Below are 18,567 nucleotides of genomic sequence, written 5' to 3'. Positions count from 1 at the left end.
CCATGACGGACATCATCAAGCTCACCGCCGCCGAGATCGCCGCGAAGATCGCCTCCGGCGAGCTCACGGCCGTCGAGGTCACCGAGGCCCACCTCGCGCGCATCGAGGCCGTCGACGAGAAGGTGCACGCCTTCCTGCACGTCGACCGCGAGGGCGCGCTCGCCCAGGCCCGTGCCGTCGACGAGAAGCGCGAGCGCGGCGAGAAGCTCGGCCCGCTGGCCGGCGTCCCGCTGGCCCTGAAGGACATCTTCACCACCGAGGGCGTTCCGACGACCGTCGGTTCGAAGATCCTCGAGGGCTGGATCCCGCCGTACGACGCGACGCTGACCAAGCGGCTGAAGGCCGCCGACGTCGTCATCCTCGGCAAGACCAACATGGACGAGTTCGCCATGGGGTCCTCCACCGAGAACAGCGCGTACGGGCCGACCGGCAACCCGTGGGACCTCACCAGGATCCCCGGCGGCTCCGGCGGCGGCTCCTCCGCAGCCCTCGCCTCCTACGAGGCGCCGCTGGCCATCGGCACCGACACCGGCGGCTCCATCCGCCAGCCGGCCGCCGTCACCGGCACGGTCGGCGTCAAGCCGACCTACGGCGCGGTCTCCCGCTTCGGCATGGTGGCCTTCTCCTCCTCCCTCGACCAGGGCGGCCCCTGCGCCCGTACGGTCCTGGACGCGGCCCTGCTGCACGAGGTCATCGCCGGGCACGACCCGCTCGACTCCACCTCCATCGACGCCCCGGTCCCGCCGGTCGTCGAGGCCGCCCGCAACGGCAGCGTGGCCGGGATGCGCGTCGGCGTCGTCAAGCAGTTCCGCGGCGAGGGCTACCAGGCCGGCGTCATCCAGCGCTTCGACGAGTCCGTGGAACTGCTGAAGGAGCTCGGCGCCGAGATCGTGGAGCTGGACTGCCCGTCCTTCGACCTCGCCCTGTCGGCGTACTACCTCATCGCCCCGTCCGAGTGCTCCTCCAACCTCGCCCGCTTCGACGGCCTGCGCTACGGCCTGCGTACCGGTGACGACGGCGGCCACTCGGCCGAGGAGGTCACCTCCCTCACCCGTGAGGCGGGCTTCGGCCCCGAGGTCAAGCGCCGCATCATGCTCGGCACGTACGCCCTGTCGAGCGGTTACTACGACGCGTACTACGGCTCCGCCCAGAAGGTCCGCACGCTCATCACGCGCGACTTCGAGAAGGCCTTCGAGCAGGTCGACGTGATCGTCTCGCCGACCACGCCCACCACCGCCTTCCCGATCGGCGAGCGCGCCGACGACCCGATGGCGATGTACCTGGCCGACCTGTGCACCATTCCGACCAACCTGGCGGGCAACGCGGCCATGTCGCTGCCCTGCGGTCTCGCCCCGGAGGACAACCTCCCGGTGGGCCTGCAGATCATCGCTCCGGCGCTGAAGGACGACCGTCTTTACAAGGTCGGCGCTGCTGTGGAGGCCGCCTTCGTGGAAAAGTGGGGGCACCCGCTCCTGGAGGAGGCTCCGTCGCTGTGAGTGCACTGACCAAGGCCAAGGGCTTCAAGAAGTCCAAGTCCGGTACGTACCTGTCCATGGCCGGGACCGCGTTCGGCGCGATCGGTGTCGCCAAGCGGCTCAAGAAGGCCCGCGCCGAGAAGGACACCCTGGTCCTGATCGACGCCACCGTGTCCGCCGTCGCCATCGTCACCGGCCTCGCCATCCTGTACCGCGAGCTGAAGCGGCTGGGCGACGACGACGTCCTGCTGGGCTGAGAGGGAAGTAACACCGTGACCACCACGACCGACCTGGTGTCGTACGAGGACGCGCTGGCGTCGTACGACCCCGTCATGGGCCTCGAGGTCCATGTCGAACTCGGCACCAAGACCAAGATGTTCTGCGGGTGTTCGACCGAGCTGGGCGCCGAGCCCAACTCGCAGACCTGCCCGACCTGCCTCGGCCTGCCCGGCTCGCTCCCGGTCGTCAACGCGACCGGCGTCGAGTCCGCGATCAAGATCGGTCTCGCGCTGAACTGCGAGATCGCCGAGTGGTGCCGCTTCGCCCGGAAGAACTACTTCTATCCGGACATGCCGAAGAACTTCCAGACCTCCCAGTACGACGAGCCGATCGCCTTCAACGGCTACCTCGACGTGCAGCTGGAGGACGGCGAGACCTTCCGTGTGGAGATCGAGCGCGCCCACATGGAGGAGGACACCGGCAAGTCCACCCACGTGGGTGGCGCCACCGGCCGTATCCACGGCGCGTCCCACTCCCTGCTGGACTACAACCGCGCCGGCATCCCGCTCATCGAGATCGTCACCAAGCCGATCGTGGGTGCGGGTGACCGCGCCCCCGAGGTGGCGAAGGCGTACGTCCGCGAGCTGCGCGAGGTCATCCGGGCGCTCGGTGTCTCCGAGGCCCGTATGGAGATGGGCCAGATGCGCTGCGACGTGAACCTGTCGCTGATGCCCAAGGGCGCCGAGAAGTTCGGCACGCGCTCCGAGACGAAGAACGTCAACTCGCTGCGCTCCGTGGAGCGCGCGGCCCGCTTCGAGATCCAGCGCCACGCGGCGGTGCTGAACGGCGGCGGCACGATCGTGCAGGAGACCCGGCACTTCCACGAGGACACCGGGTCGACGACCTCGGGCCGCGTGAAGGAGGAGGCCGAGGACTACCGGTACTTCCCCGAGCCGGACCTGGTCCCGGTGGCCCCCTCGCGCGAGTGGGTCGAGGAGATCCGGGGCGGTCTGCCGGAGCTTCCGCTGGCCCGCCGCAACCGACTGCTCGCGGAGTGGGGCATCAGCGCCACCGACATGCAGTCGATCCTCAACGCCGGCGCCCTGGACCCGATCGTCGCCACGATCGAGGCCGGTGCCGACGCGGCCTCCGCCCGCAAGTGGTGGATGGGCGAACTGGCGCGCAGCGCCAACGAGTCCGGCAGGTCGCTGGACGAGCTGGCGATCACGCCGGAGCAGGTCGCCCGGGTGGCCGAGCTGGTGGCCTCCGGTGACCTGAACGACAAGCTCGCCCGTCAGGTCATCGAGGGCGTCCTCGCGGGCGAGGGCACGCCGGACGAGGTCGTCGACAAGCGCGGTCTGAAGGTCGTCTCCGACGAGGGCGCGCTGACCGCCGCCGTCGAGGAGGCCATCGCCGGCAACCCGGGCATCGCGGACAAGATCCGCGGTGGCAAGGTGGCCGCGGCCGGTGCCCTGGTCGGCGCGGTCATGAAGGCCACGCGCGGCCAGGCGGACGCGGCCCGCGTGAAGGAACTGATCCTGCAGCAGCTGGGCGTCAGCGAGGGCTGAGGCTCGTCGCGGCAAAACCCTGGGGGGACGCATCGGTCGCGATGCGTCCCCCCAGGTGTGTGATCAGGTACGACGGCCCACGAGGCGTACGAAGCCCAGCGCGCGCCCCTCGTCCGCGCGCAGCATCTGCGCGACCTGGCCGGCCATCCGCACATGGAACTCGTCCGAGCTCTCCTCGGCGACCACCTCGCACCAGAGCAGCCAGTCCCGCCAGCCGTCCGGGTGCCAGTCGGCCGCCTCGACCTCGACGGCCCCACTGCGCGTCCACTGGCGCCGCCACCAGTCGGCGGAGTGGAAGCACCAGTAGCCGGGATCCCACCACGGCTTGAGATGCTCGGGCGGCTCCGTGCCCTCCGGCTCCTTGCGCAGCGCCGGTACGACGGCCCCGATCCGTCCGCCGGGGCGCAGCAGCCGCGTCAGCGTGGGCAGATACAGGTCGTCGGTGCCGAAGTACTGGTAGGCGTCGACGGAGACGATCGCGTCGAAGGTGCCCTCACCGAACGGCAGGTCGTGCGCCTCGGCGAACACCGGCAGCACCCGGTCGGCGACGCCCGCCTCGGCGATGCGAGCGGCGTTGTCGTCGGGCTTCACCCACAGGTCGGCCGCGACGACCTGGACGTCGTACTCCTTGGCGAGGAAGACGGAGGTCATGGCGCGGCCGCAGCCCAGGTCGAGCACGCGCGCGCCGGGGCGCAGGGCGTCGAGGCCGAGGGCCGGGGCCAGCCACTCCAGCAGCCACAGGGCGTGCGGGCCCATCTGGTTCTCGACGGTCCAGCGGGCGTCGTAGCGGCTGCTGCGCGGGTAACGCGGGTGGGTCACGCGGTCGGTGAGCGGGGCATTCGACGACATGGGGTGAACGGGCTCCTCGGGTCCTGCGTACCGGGAAGGTATGCGCAAGACTTCGATAGCAGTCGATCCGGCTCCCCGCACCCGGGTTTCCCCGCCGCGGGTACTACGCTCGGCCGCCATGAGTGGAAGCACGGATTCCGACACCCGAGCCGAGATAGCCGAGGTGGACGACGTAGCGGAGCCCGACGTGGAGGACCCCGACGTGGAGGACCCCGCCGAGGATGCGCGCCGGGCCCGCTGGACGGCGACCGGCACCGGGGCCGTACTGGCGCTTGCGGGTGTCGCCGCGGCACTGATGCGCCTCACCGGTTCCGTCCCGGTCCTGGTCCCGGCCGCGTACGCCTTCGGTGCCGCCGTGTGCGCGCTCGCCGCGGTGCTGGGCGCCAGGGGCCGTACCAGGCGGGCGCTCTGGCTGCTGATCGCGGGAACGATGGTGATGGCGCTCGGAGACCAGTTCGACTGAAGTGCCCGGGAGGGCGACAGAGTTCCCGTGACTGTCCTGTGATGTCCCTCCCACTCGGGTGAGCGAGGCGTCCTGCGCACCCTCCTCGTCCCCGCCCTGATGCACCTGCTCGGCGGCGCCAACTGGTGGCTGCCGTGCTGGCTGGAGAGCCGCCTGCCGCGCATCAGCATCGAACCGCCCGAGTCCCGCGCCGCCCATGAGAGGCTCACGGAGATCGTGGCGGACCTTCACAAGGAGCGGGAGCACGATGTACGCGACATCCCTGGGTGACGACGGCGCCGAACTGCGGCCCCTGGAGCCCTGGCACGCCGAGGAGCTCATAGCGAACATCGACCGGGGGCGGGAGTTCATCGGCCGCCACGTAGGCCTGCCGGACGTGGTCACGGACCTGGAGTCGGCCCGCGCATACCTCCGCTCGTACGCCGAGAAGCGCGCCGCGGACACCGGCAGCCTGCACGGCGTGTGGCTGGACGGGAAACTGGTCGGCGGGCTGCTGTTCCGCGTCTGGGACACCCCCAGCGGAGTCTGCGAGGCCGGCTGCTGGCTGGAACCCTCCGCCGCCGGACGCGGGCTCGTCACCCGCGGCACACGGGTGCTGCTGGACTGGGCGTTCGACGAGCGCGGGATGCACCGAGTGGAATGGCACGTGTCGTCCGCCAACGAACCCAGCATCAACGTGGCACGACGGCTCGGGATGACCCGCGAGGGCGTGCTCCGCGAGAACTACCCCTACCGGGGTGTGCGCACGGACACCGAGATCTGGGCCGTGCTCGCCCCCGAGTGGCGTGCGGCACGCGCGCGTGCCGGCCGGAACGATCATTAAGAGACCTCTCAGACAGCGTCCGTACGGTGCGGGGCATGGCAACGAAGACAGTGGACGGAACCGAGACCCGCGCCGAGGAGAAGAACGACGAGGTGAAGAACGACGAGGCGGCGGTGGACGTCACCAAGGCCGAGGACCGGGCCGACGAGGAGACGGACACCGGGCATGCCGAGGCCCACGGCGAGGAACCGGCCGGCGAGACCGAGACGGCGGCCGGAGTCGGACAGGGCGCCGGTGCCGTCGTCTCCGCCGCCCTGGGCCTGGTCTCGCTCACCGGCGGCTGGATCGGCACCGTGGCCGCCGCGCGCGAGACCCTCGTCGGCCAGCTGCAGACCTCCTCCGGCGCGAGCGTCGCCAAGCAGGTCAAGGAGGTCTACGGCGACGCCTGGCAGACCACCGCCGTGTGGGCCGGCCTGTTCGCCCTGGCCGCGCTGCTCACCGGCGTCGTCGTGCTGGCCCGGCCCGCCTTCGGCACCCCCGGCAAACAGCAGGCCGCGTGGATCAAGTCGGTCGCCTGGGCCGGCGTCTCCCTCGGCGTCATCGGCCTGCTGCTGGCCGTCCTGAAGTACTCCGACGCCCTGCTCGGACTGCCCTCCACCAGCTGAATCCCCCCGCGTCTGAGGGGCCTTAGGACATCCGCGAGCACCTTACGGAAGTCCTGAGGCCCCTTCCGCGCGTCTAAGGCCCCTCCCGCCGCGGAAGATGCGGAACTCTCCCGATGTGGCGCACCCCCCTGGGCGGCGAAGGTGGAGCCATCGCGGAAAGCGATGCCGAAACCCATCTCTCATCAGGGGACACACCATGTTCGAGTTCGAACTGCACCGGGCCCGTTCCGCCGAGCTGCGCCGCCGGGCCGAGGACGAGCGCCTGGCCCGCGCGGCCGTACGCGGCCGCCGCGCCGCACGCCGTGAGGAAGCCGCCCGCCGCGCCGCCGAGACCGAGGCCCATACCCACGACCCACGCCGGGACCGGCTCACCCGCGCCGCGTGACCGCGTCCACCGGTACGACGCACGCGTCCGCCGGTACGACGAATACCCACGCCCTGTGGAAAACCGATCCCACGCCGTCCGGCCCGCATGCGATGCTCGGGCCCGTGGAGACCAGATCCGTCAGTCCCGTGTTCATCGGCCGCACCGACGAACTGGGCACCTTGAACGACGCGCTCGCCCGTGCCGCCACGGGCGAGCCGCAGGCCCTGGTGGTCGGCGGCGAGGCAGGCGTCGGCAAGACCCGGCTCGTCGAGGAGTTCGCCACCGCCGCCTGCCGCCAGGGCGCCGTCGTCGCGCTGGGCGGATGCGTGGAGATCGGCGCCGACGGACTGCCCTTCGCCCCCTTCTCCACCGCCCTGCGCGCCCTGCGCCAGGCCCTCCCCGGCGAACTGGCCGCCGCGGCATCCGGCCAGGAGGAGGAACTGGCCCGGCTGCTGCCCGAACTGGGCGAGGCCACCTCCAGCCGCCACGACGAACAGGGCATGGCCCGCCTCTTCGAACTCACCGCCCGCCTCCTCGAACGCGTCGCCGCCGAACGCACCGTCGTCCTCGCCCTGGAGGACCTGCACTGGGCCGACGCCTCCACCCGCCACCTCCTCGCCTACCTCTTCCGCACCCTGCGCACGGCCCGCCTCGTCGTCCTCGCCACCTACCGCTCCGACGACATCCACCGCCGCCACCCCCTCCGGCCCCTGCTCGCCGAACTCGACCGGCTGCGCACCGTCCGCCGCCTCGAACTCGCCCGCTTCACCCGCGAGGAGGTCGGCCGCCAGATCGCCGGCATCCTCGCCACCGAACCCGACCCCGCCCAGGTCGACGAAATATTCGAACGCTCCGACGGCAACGCCTTCTTCGTGGAGGAGCTCGCCGTCGCCGCCTGCGAGGGCTGCTGCGCCGGCCTCACCGACTCCCTGCGCGACCTGCTCCTGGTCCGCGTCGAGGCGCTGCCCGAGAGCGCTCAGCGGGTCGCCCGGATCGTCGCCGAGGGCGGCTCCACCGTCGAGTACCGGCTGCTCGCCGCCGTCGCCCAGCTCGCCGAGGACGACCTCATCGAGGCGCTGCGTGCCGCCGTGGGCGCCAACATCCTCAGCGCCGCACCCGCCGGCGACGGCTACCGCTTCCGCCACTCCCTGGTCCGCGAGGCCGTCTCCGACGACCTGCTGCCCGGCGAGCGCTCCCGCCTCAACCGCCGCTACGCCGAGGCCCTGGAGGCCGACCCCACGCTCGTCCCCGCCGACGCACGCGTGATGCGCCTGGCCAGCTACTGGTACCACGCGCACGACGCCGCCAAGGCCCTGCCCGCCGTCCTGGACGCCTCCGTAGTCGCCCGACGCCGGCACGCCTACAGCGAACAACTGCGCTTGCTGGAACGGGCGATGGAACTGTGGGACGCCACCCCCGAGGACGTACGCTCCACCCTGCGCCCCGCCGACTACACCGAGGTCTACCCGCACTGCGCCTGCGACCCGGCCACCACCCCGCTGCGCTACCTCGACCTGCTGGCCGAGGCCACCGTCGCCGGCCGCTTCTGCGGAGAACGCGAACGCGGCCTGAAGATAGCCAAGCGGGCGCTGCGGCTGCTGGAGGACGAGGACGACCCGCTGCGCGCCGCCTGGTTCTGGGTGCAGCGCTCCCGACTGGTGCAGGCCCAGTCCCGGGGCGACGGCTGGAAGGAGCTGGCCACCGCGCAGGAACTGGTCCGCGGACTGCCGCCGTCGGAGGTGCACGCCGAGGTCCTCGCCCACGTCGCCAACTGGTCCATGCTGCACGAACCCGGGCCCGACGCCCTCGCCGCCGCCGAACGGGCCGTGCGGTACGCGCGCATGGTGGACGCCCGCGAGATCGAGCTCCACGCCCGCCTCACCCTCGGCGGCCTCATGGTCGACTCCGGCGACACCGAAGCCGGGCTCGCCGAGATGCGCCAGGTCCTGGAGCAGGCCCTCCAGGAGGGTGTCGCACACGTCGCGGGCCGCGCCCAGGTGAACCTGCCCAGCGAACTGCAGTCCGTCGGCCGCGTCCGGGAAGCCGTGCCGATCCTCCGCGAAGGAGTCGCCTTCACTCGCAAGTACGGCCTGCTGGACACCGAGGCATGGGTGTGGGGCAACCTCTCCCACGCGCTGTACGTGCTCGGCCACTGGGACGAGGCCGCCGAAGCCGCCACACACGCGCTCACCGTGGGACACAGCGCCAAGCCCCAGGGCGCGGGCGCCCTCCGCCTCGCCGACCTCGCGCTCGGCCGGGGCGACATCACCGAGGCCCGCCACCACCTGGCCACCGCCCGCGCCCACTACGGCACCCACGACACCGTGCCCCAGCAGTGGCTGCCCCTGTCCCGCATCGTCATCGGCGTCGCCGCCGCGGAGGGCCGACTGCTCGACGCCCGCGCCGAACTGCTCAACGCCCTGGACGCCGGATTCCCGCCCGGCACGCACCGCTACGCCTGGCAGCTGCTGCTGGCCGCCGCCACCGCCGAGGCCGACGCCCGCACCCTGCCCGCCGCCGCACCGGCCCGCGCCGAGATACTCGGCCGCCTCTTCGAGGCCGTCAGGAAACTCACCACCGGCGCGCCCGTCTGGCGCGCCTACGACAAGTGGGCCCGCGCCGAACTGCGGCGCGCCACCGGCGAGGACACCTCGGACACCTGGTCGGAGGTGGTCACCGCCTTCGAGTGCCTGGAGCGCCCCTACGACCTCGCCCGCGTCCGGCACCGGCTCGCCGAAGCCCTGCTGTCCGACGGCGGCGGCGGCGACCAGCGCGAGCGCGCCACGGAGCTGCTGCGGCTGGCCGGCGCCGTCGCCGGCCACCTGGGCGCCCGTCCGCTCGCCGAGGCCGTCGCCCTGCTCGCCCAGCGCGCCCGCCTCACCCCGGCCCCCGCCCCGCGCGGGGCGCTCACCACCGCCGACCCCGTCGAGGCGCTCGGCCTCACCAGCCGGGAGCGGGACGTGCTGCGCCTGGTGTCGGCCGGCCGCACCAACCGCCAGATCGCCGAGGAACTGTTCATCTCCCCGAAGACGGCGAGCGTCCACGTGTCGAACATCCTGGGCAAGCTCGGCGTCTCGGGGCGGGGAGAGGCGGCGGCGCTGGCACACAGGCTGGGGATGTTTCCGGCCGACCAGCACAGGGTCCGGACGGCGGGGTGAGAGGGGCTGAGCCTTACGACACCTCCAGCTCCAGGATCCGGTCGTCGCCCTTCTTCGGCGTCCCCCGGCCGTCGGTGTTGCTGGTGACCAGCCACACCTTGTCGCCGCCCGCCGCCACCACCGTACGGAGACGGCCGTACTCACCCGTGAGGAAGGCCTGCGGGGCCGCCGACGCCTTCGTGCCGTTCAGGGGGACGCGCCACAGGCGCTGACCCTTCAGGCCCGCCATCCAGATCACGCCGTCCACGTAGGCGACACCGCTCGGGGAGGCGTCGTCGGTGTGCCACTGGGCGATGGGGTTCTGGTACTCGGAGTCGTCCGACCTGCCCTCGGCGTCCGGCCAGCCGTAGTCGGCGCCGGGCTTGATCGCGTTCAGCTCGTCCCAGGTGTCCTGGCCGAACTCCGAGGCGAACAGCCGCTGTTTGTCGTCCCAGGCGAGACCTTGCACATTGCGGTGGCCGTACGTGTACACCGGCGAGCCGGGGAACGGGTTGTCCGGGGCCGGCTCGCCCTCCGGGGTCATCCGCAGGATCTTGCCGCCCAGCGACTTCCTGTCCTGGGCCAGGCCTCGCTGACCGCTCTCGCCCGTGCCCGCGTAGAGCATGCCGTCCGGGCCGAAGGCGATACGGCCGCCGTTGTGGACATAGCCCTTGGGGATGCCCTTGAAGACCGTGTCGGGGGCGCCGAGCTGTTCACCGGCGGGCCTGTCCTCGTCGTACAGCATGCGGACGATCCGGTTGTCCGAGGCCGAGGTGAAATAGGCGTAGACCATGTGGTCCGAGGCGTAGTCGGGGGAGAGGGCGATGCCCAGCAGCCCGCCCTCGCCGGCCGGGGAGACCCCGGAGACCTTGCCCAGCTCGGTCTTCCTGCCGGTCTTCTCGTCGACCCGGATGATCGCCCCGTCGTCACGGGAGGAGACCAGCAGCCCGCCGTCCGGCAGCGGGGCGAGGCCCCACGGGGTCTTCAGTCCCTCACCGACCGTGCGCACCACGTTGACCGTGCCCTTCGCGGGCGGTGTCCGCTCCGCCACCCGCCCCGAGGGCGACGCACCGGACGACGAACCCCCGGCCGCGGTACTCCCACCCCCACCCGGCGACGACCCCCCGCCCGAGGAGCAGCCGGCCGTCAGCACAAGCGCGGCGGCGGCCAACACGGCCGTCACAACTCGACGTTGCACGATCATGGTCCCTTCACAGCAGCGGTAGCGACGCACCTCCACTCTCCCTCACAGACCACACACACGGCGCGACTTCAGCGGCGTGCGGGGGAACAGCGCGGGCAGCGACACCACGCTTGCGTCGAGGTGCGGTCCCGCGCCGGTCGGGGTGGCCTCAGTCCCAGGACCCCTGCGCCGACGGCAGTCCCGCCACCTCCGTCAGGTCCTCCGGGGTCAGGCGGAGGTCCGTCGCGGAGGCGTTCTCGGCCGCCCAGTGCTCGCGTTTGGTGCCGGGGACCGGGATCACGTGGTGGCCCTGGGCCAGGACCCATGCCAGGGCCACCTGGGCCGGGGTGACCTGCTCGCCGTGGCGGCGGGCGATACGGCGCAGGCCGACCACTATCGGCTGGTTGGCGGCCATCATCTCGGCCGTGAAACGGGGGTGGCGGGCGCGGACGTCGTCCGGTTCGAAGCCCTCGCCCGGGGTCAGCGTGCCGGTCAGGAAGCCGTTGCCCAGGGGCATCGCGGCCAGGAAACCGATCCCGCGCGCCTCGCACCAGGGCAGCAGCCCGTCCAGCGCGTCCGGCGACCACACCGACAACTCCGCCTGCACCGCGCTCACCGGAAAGACCTGCTGCACCCGCTGGAGCTGGCGCAGCGTGCCGTCGTGCAGCCGCGCCCCGGACCGGCGACCGCCCCGCGCACCCACCGCGCACAGACCCAACGCCCGTACCTTTCCGGCCTGTACGAGCTCTGCCATCGCACCCCACGTCTCCTCGACCGGCACCTCGGGGTCGGCACGGTGGAGCTGGTAGAGGTCGATCACATCCGTCTGCAGACGCCTGAGCGACGCGTCGCACGCCCGCTTCACATACCCCGGACGTCCGTTGGCCACGATGTGCTGGTCACCCACCAGCAGGCCGACCTTGGTCGACACGAAGGCATCCGCGCGCCGTTCCCTCAGCACCCGGCCCAGCAGCAGCTCGTTGGTGAAGGGGCCGTACATGTCGGCCGTGTCCAGGAGCGTCGACCCCTCGTCCAGCGCCCGGTGCACGGCCCTGACCGACTCCTCGCCCCGCTGCCGAGACCCGCTGTACGCCCAGCTCATCGGCATGCACCCGAGTCCGACGGCCCCCACCGCGAGCGCCCCCGCGCCGATCGTCCTGCGCTCCACCTGCTCGTGAACCTCCCTGTGACCGGCCCCCAACCTAACCTCTGCGCCGGCGCACGCCTGACCTAGGGCCTGTCCGGCGGGTCCTGCAGGAGACGCGGGGTCCGGCACGCGCATCTGCCGCGTTGTCGTCGGTCGCCGACTCCCCCACGCTCGGCTTCGCTCGCGCGGGGGGACCCCCATCGCGTCGACTCCCTCCTCCGCCTTGCAGCTGCACGCACCAGACCCCGCTCACCCGCGCTTACGAGGCACCGCCATCTTTCTCCTGCCTGACCCGCCGGACAGGCCCTAGCCTCCTGACCATGACTGCTGACGTATGGCTCCCCATCCCGGCCGAGGAGATCGAGGGACTTCCCGAGGGCCCCCGCTACCGGTTCTGGAACGGGGAGGAGGAGTTCCCCGCGGACCCGGGCGACTGCGCCTTCTACGTCGTGCCCTACATGAAGCCCAGCGACCTGTGCGTACGCCCGCTGGCACACATGAACTCCGTACAGGTCGTGCAGACGCTCTCCGCCGGCATCGACCACGTACAGCAAGGACTGCACCTGCTGCGCCCCGGCGTGCGGCTGTGCAACGCGCGCGGGGTGCACGAGGCGAGCACCGCCGAGCTCACGCTCGCGCTGATCCTCGCCTCGCTGCGCGGCATCCCCGACTTCGTGCGGGCCCAGGAGAAGGGGGAGTGGCTCGGCGGCGTCCGTCCGGCCCTCGCCGACAAGACCGTCCTCATCGTCGGGTACGGCTCCATCGGCGCCGCCATCGAGGACCGGCTCACTCCCTTCGAGCTCGCGCGGGTGGCGCGCGTCGCGCGCTCAGGGCGCACCACGGAGCGCGGTCCGGTGCACCCGCTCACCGAACTTCCCGCCCTGCTCCCCGAGGCCGACGTCGTCGTCCTGTCCACCCCCTTGACAGCGGCCACCCGATCCATGGTCAACGCCGACTTCCTGGCCCGGATGAAGGACGGAGCGCTGCTGGTCAACGTCGCCCGCGGACCGGTCGTCGACACCAAGGCGCTGCTCACGGAGCTGGAGGGCGGACGCATCACCGCCGCCCTGGACGTCACCGACCCCGAGCCGTTGCCCCCCGCGCACCCCCTGTGGCGGGCCCCGGGCGTGCTCATCAGCCCGCATGTGGGCGGCCCCACGTCAGCCTTCCTGCCGCGCGCCAAGCGGCTGCTGGCGGACCAGCTGAGCCGTTTCGTGAACCGGCGGCCGTTGCGCAACGTGATCCTTACGACGGGCTCCCCGGCGGGGTCGTAACCCACTTCGGGTACCCTCCGCGATTCCCTGGACGCGGTGCGTACCCGCATCCCCGCTGGTCGTCACGGAGCGTAGAGAAGCTATGTCCCTGAGTGACGAGACTGGTGTATCGTCCCGACAGGGGCTGCGCCGCGGACCATTCGGCGCCGGGGATGGACATTTCAGATTTTGTGAGGGGGGCGACGGGCGATGCACGGCCTATGGACGAACGATCCGACGCGGCGGAGCCGCCGACGACCCTGGCGCAAGGCCACGCGCAGACGCGGCCACCACACCAGCCACCACCACCCACGGACCGGGAGGGCCCGGTGAGCCCCCCGCCCGTGACGACCCTCGACAAAACGCTGCGCGCGCAGCGTCCGCCGGGGACGCTGCTGCCCCGTCCGCCGGCCTCCGGCGACGGCTCACGACTGGTCCACCAACTGGTCCTGGCCATGGTGTGCGCGGGATACGCCGTCGGTTCCGCGCTCGGCTGGGGTTCGAACGAAGTCGCGCTGATCATGGGTGACTTCGGTCTGACCGCCGCGGCGGGCACCGCCGCCGTCTCGTGCTTCCTCTACGCCCGCAGCCCGGGGGTCCGCTTTCGACCCGCCTGGCTGCTGTTCGCGCTGTCGTCGGCGATGGCGGCCCTGGGCAACGCGGTCTGGGGATGGTACGAGATCGTGCTGGACCAGGCCGTACCCAGTCCCAGCTACGCCGACCTGTTCTTCCTGTGCTTCGCGCCGCCGGCCATCGTGGGACTGCTCGTGCTCGCCAAGCGCCCGGTGAGCAAGGCGGGCTGGATCTGCCTGGGGCTGGACGCCTGGCTGATCGGCGGCTCGCTGCTCACCCTGTCCTGGAGCCTCGCACTCGCCCAGGCCGCGCGGTTCGACGGGCCGAGCGTGGCACACGCCGCCCTGTCGCTGGCGTACCCGCTGCTCGACATCGCGCTCGTCAGCATGGTGCTGGCCCTGCACTTCCGGCGCAGGCCCGGCAACCGCACGGCGGTGAACACCGCGATCGGCGCGCTCGCCCTGACCGTGATGTGCGACGCCCTGTTCACCTCGCCGCTGCTGCACAGCAGCTACCACTCCGGCCAGCTGCTCGACGCGGGCTGGTTCGCCGGCTCGCTGCTCCTGGCGTACGCCCCCTGGGCCGCTCCCCGGCACCAGGGCCGGCAGAACGCCGAACGGGACCGGTGCGCCGTGGACGGCCACACCCGCGTGGTCCACGAGCACCTGCCCGGCCGGCGCGGCGGCGGCCACCCCCTGGCACCGGCACCGGCACCGGCGCCCGCGCCGGGAGGGGATCACAGCCGGTACCCGGCGGGCCCGCCGCTCACCGGCTCCCTGGCCGCGCTCACGCCGTACCTCGCCGCGGCCGTCTGCACCCTGGGCATCCTGTACAACGTCCTCGACGGCCGCAGCCCCGACCACGTCGTGCTCGTCACCGCCGGCTGCGTCGTGCTCGCGCTCGTCGTCCGCCAGGGCATCATGCTGCTCGACAACATCACCCTCACCCAGGAACTGGCCCAGAAGGAGAACCACTTCCGCTCCCTGGTGCAGGGCTCCAGCGACGTCATCATGATCGCCGCCCCCAACGGCATCCTCCGGTACGTCTCCCCGGCCGCCGCCGGGGTCTACGGACGGTCCGCCGAGGAACTGGTGGGTACGGAACTGGCCAATCTCATCCACCCGGAGGACCTGGGCTGCGTGGTGCACGAGGTGCGCCGCTTCCTCGCCGCCAGCCCCCTGGAGGAACCCACCACCCGCATCGAGTGCCGCTTCCGCTCCGGCGACGGCGGCTGGCTCAACGTCGAGTCCACCGTCAACCGCCATCACGGCGGCCTCATCTTCAACAGCCGGGACGTGACCGAAAGGGTGCGACTGCAGGCACAGCTGCAGCACAACGCCGAGCACGACCCGCTCACCGACCTGCCGAACCGCGCCCTGTTCACCAAGCGCGTGCAGCAGGCCCTGTCCGGCCGCCGCGCCTCCGACCGCGGCGACCGGCTGCGCGGCACGGCCGTCCTCTTCATCGACCTGGACGGATTCAAGGCCGTCAACGACACCATCGGGCACCAGGCCGGTGACGAGCTGCTCGTCCAGGCCGCCCGCAGACTCCAGGACGCCGTCCGGCAGGGGGACACCGCCTCCCGGCTGGGCGGCGACGAGTTCGCGGCCCTGATCGTCGGGGACGGCACCCGGGACCGCAGCGCCCGGGAGCGGAACATCCTGGAGCTCGCCAACCGCCTCAGGGTCACCCTCTCCCAGCCGTACGCGATCGACGGCAACGACGTCCGGGTCAACGCCTCCATCGGCGTCGCCTTCGCCGAACCCGGCCTCGGTGCGGGCGAGCTGCTGCGCAACGCCGACCTCGCCATGTACCGGGCCAAGTCGGCCGGGAAGGGCCGGGTCGAGCTGTACAAGCCGCAGATGCAGCAGGACGTCGTACGCAAGGCGGAACTGGCCACACGGCTGCGTGCCGCGCTGCACGACGGCGAGTTCGCGCTGCTGCACCAGCCGGTGGTGTCCCTGGAGAACGGCCGGATCGCATCGGTCTGCGCCCAGGCGCGCTGGCGCTCCTCCCAAGGGGTGCTGTTCACCCCGGCCGAGTTCCTGCGGGTGGCCGAGGACAGCGACAAGGCGGCCGAACTGGGCCGCTGGGTCCTGGAGGAGGCCGTGGAACAGGCCGCCGAGCGGGCCGCGACCGGGCTGACCGTACCGGTGGCCGTCCGGATGAGCGCCCGGCGGCTGCTCGACCGCTCCCTGCCGCTGGGCTCGGTGGAAGCCCTGCTCACCCGGCACGGGCTGCCCTCCGGCTCGCTGGTCCTCGAACTGTCCGACACCGATCCCCGGATCAGCCTGGACGAGCTGGAGCGGCGCCTGACCGCCCTCAGCCGGCTCGGCGTCCGGATCGCGCTGGACGGTTTCGGCAGCGGCTACGCGGCGATCACGGCACTGCGCAGACTCCCCGTCGACCTGCTGAAACTCGACCGAGGCCTGGTCGAGGGCGTCGCGGAGTCGGCCCGGCTGCACAAGATCACGAGTGGGCTGCTCCGTATCGCCGCCGACCTCGGGCTCCAGTCCGTGGCCGAGGGCGTGGACCTCCCGGAACAGGCCGTGGCCCTGCGCGCGATGGGCTGCACCCACGGCATGGGCATGGCGTTCTCCGGACCGCTGGACGAGTACCGGCTGCGCAGAGCGCTGGTATCCGGCCACTATCCGGTTCCGCACCCGCCCGCCGAGCCGGCCTTCACGGTCGGCGCCGCGGGGGTGTACACCAGTGGTGTCACCGGGGGTGTCTCCGCCGTCTTCGGAAGCGGCAGCGCCCTCCGCTCACATAATGAGACTCCCGTCCCACCCACTTGACACGTGGTGCGCGTCGGGGGGAGGGTCAGTGCCATGCGCACCCGAATTCTCGTACTTGGACAGCGCGTCGGCTGAGCTGGGACCCACCGGAGGACGATCCGGAAACCCCAGCGACCTCACCGGCGCGCTCCCCTCGCTTGCCCTACGGCACGAGGGGTTTTTTGTTGCACAGGCACCTGCCGTACAGCAGCCGTACACCGCACAAACCTCGCAAAAACCCTCAGCATCGAGAAGAGAATGCCGATGACCGAGCAGGCCACCGGGGCCCACCATCCGCAGCCGCGGCCCCGTTCCGGAGGACAGCAGCCCACCCCCGTCGAGCACGTCACGGGTGCGCAGTCCCTCATCCGCTCGCTCGAGGAGGTCGGGGCCGAGACGGTATTCGGTATCCCCGGCGGTGCGATCCTCCCGGCCTACGACCCGCTGATGGACTCCACCCGGGTCCGCCACGTCCTGGTCCGCCACGAACAGGGCGCCGGTCACGCGGCCACCGGCTACGCGCAGGCCACCGGCAAGGTCGGCGTCTGCATGGCGACCTCGGGCCCCGGTGCGACGAACCTGGTCACCCCGATCGCCGACGCGCACATGGACTCGGTGCCGCTCGTGGCGATCACCGGCCAGGTCGCGTCCAAGGCGATCGGCACGGACGCCTTCCAGGAGGCGGACATCGTCGGCATCACCATGCCGATCACCAAGCACAACTTCCTGGTCACCAAGGCCGAGGACATCCCGCGAACGATCGCCGAGGCCTTCCACATCGCCTCCACCGGCCGTCCCGGCCCGGTCCTGGTCGACATCGCCAAGGACGCCCTCCAGGCCAGGACCACCTTCCAGTGGCCGCCCACCACGGACCTGCCCGGCTACCGCCCGGTGACCAAGCCGCACGCCAAGCAGATCCGCGAGGCCGCCAAGCTGATCACCTCCGCCCGCCGGCCGGTCCTGTACGTCGGCGGCGGCGTCCTCAAGTCCCACGCCACCGCCGAGCTCAAGGTCCTCGCCGAGCTCACCGGAGCGCCCGTCACCACCACCCTGATGGCGCTCGGCGCGTTCCCCGACAGCCACCCGCTGCACGTGGGAATGCCGGGCATGCACGGTTCGGTCACCGCCGTCACCGCGCTGCAGAAGGCCGACCTGATCGTCGCCCTCGGAGCCCGTTTCGACGACCGCGTCACCGGCAAGCTGGACAGCTTCGCCCCCTACGCCAAGATCGTCCACGCCGACATCGACCCGGCCGAGATCGGCAAGAACCGCGCCGCCGACGTGCCGATCGTCGGTGACGCCCGCGAGGTCATCGCGGACCTGATCCAGGCCGTGCAGAAGGAGCACAGCGAGGGCCACAAGGGCGACTACACCGCCTGGTGGAAGGACCTCAGCCGCTGGCGCGAGACCTACCCGCTCGGCTACGACCAGCCCGAGGACGGCTCGCTCTCCCCGCAGCAGGTCATCGAGCGCATCGGCCAGCTCGCGCCCGAGGGCACGATCTTCGCGGCGGGCGTCGGCCAGCACCAGATGTGGGCCGCCCACTTCATCCAGTACGACAAGCCCGCCACCTGGCTGAACTCCGGCGGCGCGGGCACCATGGGTTACGCGGTCCCGGCCGCGATGGGCGCCAAGGCCGGGCAGCCCGGCCGTGCGGTCTGGGCGATCGACGGCGACGGCTGCTTCCAGATGACCAACCAGGAGCTCACCACCTGCGCCCTGAACAACATCCCGATCAAGGTCGCCGTCATCAACAACGGCGCCCTCGGGATGGTCCGCCAGTGGCAGACCCTCTTCTACAACCAGCGGTACTCCAACACCGTGCTGCACTCCGGCCCGGGCGCCGAGCCCAAGGGCCCGAGTGCCGGCACCCGCGTCCCCGACTTCGTGAAGCTGTCGGAGGCCATGGGCTGCTACGCCATCCGCTGCGAGTCCCCGGAGGACCTGGACAAGGTCATCGAAGAGGCGAACTCCGTCAACGACCGCCCGGTCGTCGTGGACTTCATCGTCCACGAGGACGCGATGGTGTGGCCGATGGTCGCCGCCGGCACCTCCAACGACGAGATCATGGCCGCCCGGGACGTCCGCCCCGACTTCGGCGACAACGAAGACGACTGAGCCAGGAAGA

14 protein-coding genes and 1 pseudogene are annotated in these 18,567 nt (G+C 71.7%); 12 read left to right on the top strand and 3 right to left on the bottom strand.

Annotated elements, in window-relative coordinates; translation table 11 throughout:
- Positions 1–2: 2 nt before the first annotated feature.
- Genes gatA through gatB form a run of 3 tightly spaced genes read left to right on the top strand, consistent with a single transcriptional unit; the run spans position 3 to position 3,262 of the window.
- Complete coding sequence (gene gatA / locus ACZ7L0_RS38500; RefSeq protein ID WP_471247232.1) at positions 3–1,496, top strand: Asp-tRNA(Asn)/Glu-tRNA(Gln) amidotransferase subunit GatA; 1,494 nt, start codon at positions 3–5, stop codon at positions 1,494–1,496.
- Positions 1,493–1,732, top strand: coding sequence for a hypothetical protein (locus tag ACZ7L0_RS38495; protein WP_003993134.1), 240 nt, complete (start codon positions 1,493–1,495; stop codon positions 1,730–1,732). Before gatA ends, ACZ7L0_RS38495 begins: the two co-directional genes overlap by 4 nt.
- 15 nt (positions 1,733–1,747) lie before the next feature.
- Complete coding sequence (gatB, locus tag ACZ7L0_RS38490) at positions 1,748–3,262, top strand: Asp-tRNA(Asn)/Glu-tRNA(Gln) amidotransferase subunit GatB (RefSeq protein ID WP_471247231.1); 1,515 nt, start codon at positions 1,748–1,750, stop codon at positions 3,260–3,262.
- 63 nt (positions 3,263–3,325) lie between these two features.
- Here gatB and ACZ7L0_RS38485 read toward each other — a convergent pair whose 3' ends face one another.
- Entirely contained in the window at positions 3,326–4,111 is a 786-nt protein-coding gene (locus tag ACZ7L0_RS38485) for an SAM-dependent methyltransferase (protein ID WP_471247230.1), read from the bottom strand.
- A 118-nt stretch (positions 4,112–4,229) separates the two neighbouring features.
- Here ACZ7L0_RS38485 and ACZ7L0_RS38480 point away from each other — a divergent pair, with 118 nt between their 5' ends.
- The 6 genes and pseudogenes from ACZ7L0_RS38480 (at position 4,230) to ACZ7L0_RS38455 (ending at position 9,527) form a co-directional block, all read left to right on the top strand.
- Positions 4,230–4,574, top strand: a complete 345-nt coding sequence (locus ACZ7L0_RS38480) for a hypothetical protein (RefSeq protein WP_471247229.1) — start codon at positions 4,230–4,232, stop codon at positions 4,572–4,574.
- 69 nt (positions 4,575–4,643) lie between these two features.
- Positions 4,644–4,844, top strand: a pseudogene (locus tag ACZ7L0_RS38475) (hypothetical protein); the annotation flags it as partial.
- Positions 4,822–5,397: a GNAT family N-acetyltransferase gene (locus ACZ7L0_RS38470; protein WP_471247228.1), complete on the top strand. Its 576-nt coding sequence runs from the start codon at positions 4,822–4,824 to the stop codon at positions 5,395–5,397. The pseudogene ACZ7L0_RS38475 and the gene ACZ7L0_RS38470, both read left to right, overlap by 23 nt.
- Positions 5,398–5,432: 35 nt before the next feature.
- Positions 5,433–6,002 (top strand): hypothetical protein, encoded by a 570-nt coding sequence (locus ACZ7L0_RS38465; RefSeq protein WP_471247227.1) that lies wholly within the window; start codon positions 5,433–5,435, stop codon positions 6,000–6,002.
- A gap of 196 nt (positions 6,003–6,198) precedes the next feature.
- Positions 6,199–6,387 (top strand): hypothetical protein, encoded by a 189-nt coding sequence (locus ACZ7L0_RS38460; RefSeq protein WP_471247226.1) that lies wholly within the window; start codon positions 6,199–6,201, stop codon positions 6,385–6,387.
- A 92-nt stretch (positions 6,388–6,479) separates the two neighbouring features.
- Positions 6,480–9,527, top strand: coding sequence for a helix-turn-helix transcriptional regulator (locus ACZ7L0_RS38455; protein ID WP_471247297.1), 3,048 nt, complete (start codon positions 6,480–6,482; stop codon positions 9,525–9,527).
- A 13-nt stretch (positions 9,528–9,540) separates the two neighbouring features.
- On the opposite strand, the gene ACZ7L0_RS38450 is transcribed toward ACZ7L0_RS38455, so the two are convergent.
- Both ACZ7L0_RS38450 and ACZ7L0_RS38445 read right to left on the bottom strand, forming a co-directional pair.
- Positions 9,541–10,710, bottom strand: coding sequence for a PQQ-dependent sugar dehydrogenase (locus ACZ7L0_RS38450; protein WP_471247225.1), 1,170 nt, complete (start codon positions 10,708–10,710; stop codon positions 9,541–9,543).
- Positions 10,711–10,858: 148 nt separating this feature from the next.
- Positions 10,859–11,857 carry an aldo/keto reductase gene (locus ACZ7L0_RS38445; RefSeq protein ID WP_471247224.1) on the bottom strand — a complete coding sequence of 333 codons (999 nt, stop codon included), beginning with the start codon at positions 11,855–11,857 and terminating at the stop codon, positions 10,859–10,861.
- Positions 11,858–12,156: 299 nt separating this feature from the next.
- Between ACZ7L0_RS38445 and ACZ7L0_RS38440 the strand changes: the two genes are divergently transcribed.
- From ACZ7L0_RS38440 to ACZ7L0_RS38430, 3 genes are all read left to right on the top strand, one after another.
- Positions 12,157–13,110, top strand: a complete 954-nt coding sequence (locus ACZ7L0_RS38440) for a 2-hydroxyacid dehydrogenase (RefSeq protein WP_471247223.1) — start codon at positions 12,157–12,159, stop codon at positions 13,108–13,110.
- A 308-nt stretch (positions 13,111–13,418) separates the two neighbouring features.
- Positions 13,419–16,460 (top strand): putative bifunctional diguanylate cyclase/phosphodiesterase, encoded by a 3,042-nt coding sequence (locus ACZ7L0_RS38435; protein ID WP_471247222.1) that lies wholly within the window; start codon positions 13,419–13,421, stop codon positions 16,458–16,460.
- 243 nt (positions 16,461–16,703) lie between these two features.
- Positions 16,704–18,557 (top strand): acetolactate synthase large subunit, encoded by a 1,854-nt coding sequence (locus ACZ7L0_RS38430; RefSeq protein ID WP_471247221.1) that lies wholly within the window; start codon positions 16,704–16,706, stop codon positions 18,555–18,557.
- Positions 18,558–18,567: the final 10 nt, after the last annotated feature.

The sequence above is a fragment of the Streptomyces sp. NPDC039424 genome (assembly GCF_055639495.1).
The sequence above is the reverse complement of the archived record's forward strand: the minus strand, read 5'-3'. Positions and strand labels throughout refer to the sequence as shown.

Excerpts from the sequence above, each read along its gene's own strand:
- ACZ7L0_RS38485 (WP_471247230.1), bottom strand. The coding sequence starts at position 4,111 with ATGTCGTCGAATGCCCCGCTCACCGACCGCGTGACCCACCCGCGTTAC.
- ACZ7L0_RS38465 (WP_471247227.1), top strand. The coding sequence starts at position 5,433 with ATGGCAACGAAGACAGTGGACGGAACCGAGACCCGCGCCGAGGAGAAG.
- ACZ7L0_RS38430 (WP_471247221.1), top strand. The coding sequence starts at position 16,704 with ATGACCGAGCAGGCCACCGGGGCCCACCATCCGCAGCCGCGGCCCCGT.
- gatA (WP_471247232.1), top strand. The coding sequence starts at position 3 with ATGACGGACATCATCAAGCTCACCGCCGCCGAGATCGCCGCGAAGATC.
- ACZ7L0_RS38455 (WP_471247297.1), top strand. The coding sequence starts at position 6,480 with ATGCTCGGGCCCGTGGAGACCAGATCCGTCAGTCCCGTGTTCATCGGC.
- ACZ7L0_RS38440 (WP_471247223.1), top strand. The coding sequence starts at position 12,157 with ATGACTGCTGACGTATGGCTCCCCATCCCGGCCGAGGAGATCGAGGGA.
- ACZ7L0_RS38480 (WP_471247229.1), top strand. The coding sequence starts at position 4,230 with ATGAGTGGAAGCACGGATTCCGACACCCGAGCCGAGATAGCCGAGGTG.
- ACZ7L0_RS38450 (WP_471247225.1), bottom strand. The coding sequence starts at position 10,710 with ATGATCGTGCAACGTCGAGTTGTGACGGCCGTGTTGGCCGCCGCCGCG.
- ACZ7L0_RS38460 (WP_471247226.1), top strand. The coding sequence starts at position 6,199 with ATGTTCGAGTTCGAACTGCACCGGGCCCGTTCCGCCGAGCTGCGCCGC.
- ACZ7L0_RS38470 (WP_471247228.1), top strand. The coding sequence starts at position 4,822 with ATGTACGCGACATCCCTGGGTGACGACGGCGCCGAACTGCGGCCCCTG.